This window comes from Candidatus Culexmicrobium sp. (assembly GCF_058356305.1).
Map to the genome: position 1 here is coordinate 1 of NZ_JBTVBB010000045.1, position 5,030 is coordinate 5,030.

A 5,030-nucleotide genomic window follows, 5' to 3' on the forward strand; every position below is an offset into this window, starting at 1 on the left:
CGCAGTTATATATAAACCGGGATGCAATGTAAAGCTTCTTCTCTCTTTTCTATTCCAATCATACATTGGTTTTATTATTTTTCTTATTGAAAGAGTTGCTCCCGCAACTCCCTTTGGTCCAGTTGATATTTTAGTTATGAAGCATGTTCCATTTGGCATAACTGCAAAAACATATACTTTTGCATTAGAGATGACTTTGTTGTCCTTAACTACAGTTACGCTTAGATGGATAGCATCTAATTCTATTGCAATAACTTGAACTATACCTATTAGAACAGTGACCATCAATGCAACGAATATCAGAGGTCTTACTTTCACTAAAATACTCTTATCAGACATAAGAACCTCATATCAAGAGTGAAAATTGCCACATAAATATATTTCGATGATAATAATATAAAAATAAAAATTAAATAAATAAAATTTAAATATTTAGCTATGAAAATTATCTAGTTCAAACCGATCTTAAAGCATTAATAGGGTAAGTAATTTATGAGGTATCGTTGATGATTATGATTGATGATCTTAGGAGTAGGTTTTTTGTTGTTGCTCATAGAGGTGCGAGTGCATATGAACCTGAAAATACGTTAATAGCTATTGAGCGTGCTATTGAAATTGGAGCTGATATAGTAGAGATTGATGTGAGAGTAACAAGGGATGATTATCCTGTTGTAATTCATGATGAAACAGTTGATAGGACAACTAATGGAAGTGGACTTGTCAATGGATTTAGTCTTGATGAGTTAAGGAAGCTGGATGCAGGTGAAGGTGAGAGGATACCCCTAGTGGGTGAGGTTTTAGACTTAGTTGCTAATAAAATTGATGTTTTTATTGAAATTAAGGTTGATGAAGCTGTGCTTCCTAGTTTAAAGGAAGTTGAAGTTAGAGGTTTATGGAGTTCTGTGATGTTTACTTCATTTAACATTGAGCATTTAAGGAGGGTATTAGATTTTAATTCTGAGGCACATGTAGGATTAATCTACATTAAACCAGTTAATGGCATTGTTGGTGCTAAGAGGCTTGGAGCTGAAGCTGTTCTCCCGTATTATAGGCTTGCCACTAAAAAAGCTATTGCATTTGCTAGAAGATTAAAGTTGGTGGCAATACCATGGACAGTTGATGATTTGGATGTAGCTAAAAAATTAAAAATAGATGGAGCAAATGGAATAGTTACTAATAAACCTGACATCATGCTAGAATTAAGAGACTAAATCTCAGCTATTTTGCACTCCTAGATCTTTGAATTCTCTTGCCAGTTTAGAGAGTAAGCTTGTGAATTCATTTATTGAGGAGGTTTGAGTTACACTTGCTACCTTCGTATTTAAGTGTCTTGAGCTAATAATTTTTTCATGGATCGCTTTTAATGGAAGATTTTTTAGGTTGTCTCTTGAAGTTAAAGTGTCATTAAATTCAGTGTTTAAATCGTAATAAAATACTGGTTTAGTTTCTCTTTTTGGTGGTGGACTTGTTGCAATTAGTTTTAGGGCTTTTGCGAATACTTTTCCAAATCCTGTTAACTTTACTCTTTTTGTTCTAGTTGAGGGTTCTTCAATAATGAAGCCCTTTGAGATTAGTTTGAATATTAGTCGACTGTACTTGTTTTTTATGGCTGGATTAGAGGGATTGTCTCCACACCATTTAATTACAGATTTTATTGATTCAGCTTTTCCTCCGTGTTCGATGAGAGCCAATAAAATCTTCATTTCATCAAAGGATGGATGTTCAAGTCTATTCCCTGGTAGAAATATCGCTAATGAATTCGGCAACTTCCTAACATCAGATGAAGGACAAGAAATCATATCAACTTATGGGATAACAGAGTTTGGTAAATCTTTATTCTACCCATCTAAAAATAAATTAGAAGAATTAGAGGTCATATGGCATGAACTTTCAGGAGGATAAATTTTGCTTCAAGAAGCATTAGAAATTTCACTCAGATCACTAATAATATCATTATTTGCAACATTTCTCTCTCTATTATGGTCAATTCCCATAGCCCTAATTCTAACAGCCTACAAATCAAAGCTAAGTGAAACAGTTTCCACGATTATAAATTCTCTAGTGGGTTTTCCAACAGTTCTTATTGGTCTAGCATTATACTTGATTTTTAGCAATCAAGGTCCACTTGGATTTCTCAAACTATTATATTCTCCACAAGCAATGATTTTAGGCCAATCAATACTCATCTCACCCCTAGCCATATCAATATTAAAAAATACGCTGGAGTCAACATATGAGAAGTGCTGGGAATTAACTCTAGCCCTAGGTGGAACAGAAAAAGATGTATTCAAGCTAGTTATAGCCGAATCTATCCCAGGAATTCTATCAAGTATAATCATATGCTTCTCCCGAGCGATAGGGGAACTGGGAGTCGCACTCATGATTGGAGGTAACATAAGAGGGTATACAAGAGTATTAACAACTTCAATTGCACTGGAAATAAGTAAAGGTGAATTTGAGTTAGCAATACTATTAGGCTTAATTTTGCTATTAGTTTCAATTACTCTCTCACTAGCTCTTAGAATTTTGAGGTGGACATATCTTGATTGAAGTAAGAAATTTATGGTTCGGCTACAACAGAAAAGATTACGTAATAAAAGGCATTTCATTAAAAACAAATTTAAATGAAGCTATAGGAATAATAGGTCCTAATGGATCAGGTAAAACAACACTTCTAAAATTGATAGCCTGCATTTATAAACCAGTTAAAGGTGAAGTTTTAATTAATAATATAGACTATTGGAATGCAAATGAACAAACGAAATTACATTTACGTAAAAAAATAGTTTACGTACATGAGAAACCAATAATTTTAAGAAGAACCGCCTTAGACAATATAGCATTCGCATTGACACTCCATGGATACTCAAGAAAGGAAGCATACGAAAAAAGCTTAGAAACAATGAGAAAACTTGGATTAGAGAAAATAGCAAATAAAAAAGCAGGTTTTTCAGCAGGAGAAAAACAATTAATATCCTTAGCCAGAGCATTAGTCTTAGAACCAGAAATACTACTTCTAGATGAACCAACAGCAAATCTAGACCTAAAAATGCGAAGAAAACTTGTAAACTATATTAATGAGAAGTTCAATGGTAAATGTCTAATAATAGCAGCTCATGACATAGTAACCTTAACTAAACTTGCCTCCAGATACGTCTTAATAGATAAAGGGAAAATTATCCGAGAAGGAAGTATAAGCCAAATATTAAGAAGCTTTGAAATTCAATAAATAGTCCTCTCTTTCCCTCAAGCTCAAGAACAAATTTTAAAGCAATAATTCTGATTGGTATTAAACATTAACGCTTAAACCAATAATATTAAATACCTTAAAACTAGTTGTAGAGAAATCTTAATCTAAAAACTAGAAAATAAAGAAAATAGAATAAACATGTTGACTAGACGCATAAAAAGAAAAAATTTGACCGAACAGTTAGTCTTTAAACTCAAAGTAATGAGAGAAATAAACTTAATCAACTTGAGGAATCATTATCTGTCCCATAAAGAAAGAGTATTCAAAGCAAGAGAAATAGTTGAATCCTACAACAAAGCCATAGACGCCCTAAACTTCTCAAATGGTAACATAGACAATGCAATAAGTTATCTCAAAAAAGTTAAAGAAAACCTAAAGGAAGAAATGAAAAATATACTTTATCTACAGAAAATAAAAAATAATACATGGCAAATCAAAATAAAAAGCTGCGAAGAAGCAATCAACATTCTAGAAAGATTAAAAAAGATAGCAAAAATCGAAGAAAGGGGTAAGTTAAAGCGAAAAGAAATAAAAGCATTAACCTTTTTCACTTAATATCAAAGAAAAAAGATCCCTTCCTTGCGTCATTATCCGAATCTTCTATTAGGGATTTATGGTCTGGGAATACCTTTAGGATGATTACTTTTATTCCTTCTTCATCTGCTACGATGGTGTAGCAGAACCTCCGCTTCCTATCAAGTCTTAAACGGTAAAGATTATTTACACTGTATTTTCTAACATAGTATTTTGGAATCAATCCTTTTCTCACTAGTTCTCCTGCAAACATGTTTTCCTTTAAGATGTCTAGTGCCTTGTCAATGGCTTTCTTCAATGGGTCATCTTCACTTAAATTTAAGTATAATTCTGCTGTTTTCGGCTCGAGATACACTGCATTTGTACTGCGTTTTCTAGTCATTGATCATCAACTTATCTTCTATGCTTTAATGCTTTTTCAATTATTATTCTTCTATTAATATTAAATTAGCTTACAAATATAATGATGAAATTATGATTCAAAACAGTTCTGATCATGGCGAAACTATTAGTCAGAATGTGAAAAACCAAACCCTCGCTATATACATCAATAATCTTCTCCGTTACTTTAATACAATTAAGTAAAAAATGATATGGAACTCAATGGGTTTTTAGTATTAATGCCCATGCTGGAATGTGATAGTAAGCATTTAATGTACGCCAGACTTCAATGCGATAAACATCGACGGTATATCCTTGCTCAGCATAAATCCTAGCATCAGCATTTATAGCTGTCGTATGTTTTAATACTAAGTCTACATCTATAGGAACTTTCAATGCTGCTGGAAAACCAGCCCAAGACAATAGTACTTTAACAAATGTCCCTACAGGAATTGCAAAACTATAGCTTATATCGGAGTGAAGATAGATTATAGTTGCAACTTGATCCCATCCTTGACCAGGAGCTGATTCGAGAAATTCTTGAGTTCCTGTTATATCATCTGTACCTTTAATTGTGTCTAGTGTTTCTGGCCAATAGTATGTTACATATACTCTATGTTCTCTAAAGTATTCATCTCCATCAGCTGGTTCATCGTATTCCCAACATTCATAATGAACTATTGCCTTAAAGGATATGTAACCGATACTATTAGGATTGACATCCATTATTAAAGACTTTCCAATATTTGCTGTTTCCCAACTTATTTCTGCTCCTATACTCCATTTAACAATTATTTCATCGTCAATTTTCCTTGTAACAGAATATGTACATTTAAAGGCTACTTGTTCATTAATTTTTATCTTA

The 5,030-nt window shown here is 32.8% G+C and carries 8 protein-coding genes; 4 read left to right on the plus strand and 4 right to left on the minus strand.

The window, feature by feature from the left end; genetic code table 11:
• Positions 1-339 (minus strand): hypothetical protein (locus ACW8TM_RS10795; RefSeq protein ID WP_491533304.1); only part of this gene is annotated, 339 nt, incomplete at its 3' end.
• Between the two features lie 173 nt (positions 340-512).
• On the opposite strand from ACW8TM_RS10795, the gene ACW8TM_RS10800 reads away from it, so the two are divergent.
• Positions 513-1,211: a glycerophosphodiester phosphodiesterase gene (locus tag ACW8TM_RS10800; protein WP_491533305.1), complete on the plus strand. Its 699-nt coding sequence runs from the start codon at positions 513-515 to the stop codon at positions 1,209-1,211.
• A 3-nt stretch (positions 1,212-1,214) separates the two neighbouring features.
• On the opposite strand, the gene ACW8TM_RS10805 is transcribed toward ACW8TM_RS10800, so the two are convergent.
• On the minus strand, positions 1,215-1,766 hold the full coding sequence (locus ACW8TM_RS10805; RefSeq protein WP_491533306.1) for a hypothetical protein: 552 nt from the start codon (positions 1,764-1,766) through the stop codon (positions 1,215-1,217).
• Positions 1,767-1,905: 139 nt separating this feature from the next.
• Between ACW8TM_RS10805 and ACW8TM_RS10810 the strand changes: the two genes are divergently transcribed.
• From ACW8TM_RS10810 to ACW8TM_RS10820, 3 genes are all read left to right on the plus strand, one after another.
• Positions 1,906-2,550 carry an ABC transporter permease gene (locus ACW8TM_RS10810; RefSeq protein WP_491533307.1) on the plus strand — a complete coding sequence of 215 codons (645 nt, stop codon included), beginning with the start codon at positions 1,906-1,908 and terminating at the stop codon, positions 2,548-2,550.
• Positions 2,543-3,229 carry an energy-coupling factor ABC transporter ATP-binding protein gene (locus tag ACW8TM_RS10815; RefSeq protein ID WP_491533308.1) on the plus strand — a complete coding sequence of 229 codons (687 nt, stop codon included), beginning with the start codon at positions 2,543-2,545 and terminating at the stop codon, positions 3,227-3,229. Before ACW8TM_RS10810 ends, ACW8TM_RS10815 begins: the two co-directional genes overlap by 8 nt.
• A 189-nt stretch (positions 3,230-3,418) precedes the next feature.
• Entirely contained in the window at positions 3,419-3,805 is a 387-nt protein-coding gene (locus ACW8TM_RS10820; RefSeq protein WP_491533309.1) for a hypothetical protein, read from the plus strand.
• Here ACW8TM_RS10820 and ACW8TM_RS10825 read toward each other — a convergent pair.
• Together ACW8TM_RS10825 and ACW8TM_RS10830 are read right to left on the minus strand one after the other, a co-directional pair.
• Entirely contained in the window at positions 3,798-4,166 is a 369-nt protein-coding gene (locus ACW8TM_RS10825) for a hypothetical protein (RefSeq protein ID WP_491533310.1), read from the minus strand. The genes ACW8TM_RS10820 and ACW8TM_RS10825 overlap by 8 nt on opposite strands.
• A gap of 218 nt (positions 4,167-4,384) precedes the next feature.
• The coding region (locus ACW8TM_RS10830) for a hypothetical protein (RefSeq protein WP_491533311.1) at positions 4,385-5,030 on the minus strand (646 nt) is incomplete at its 5' end.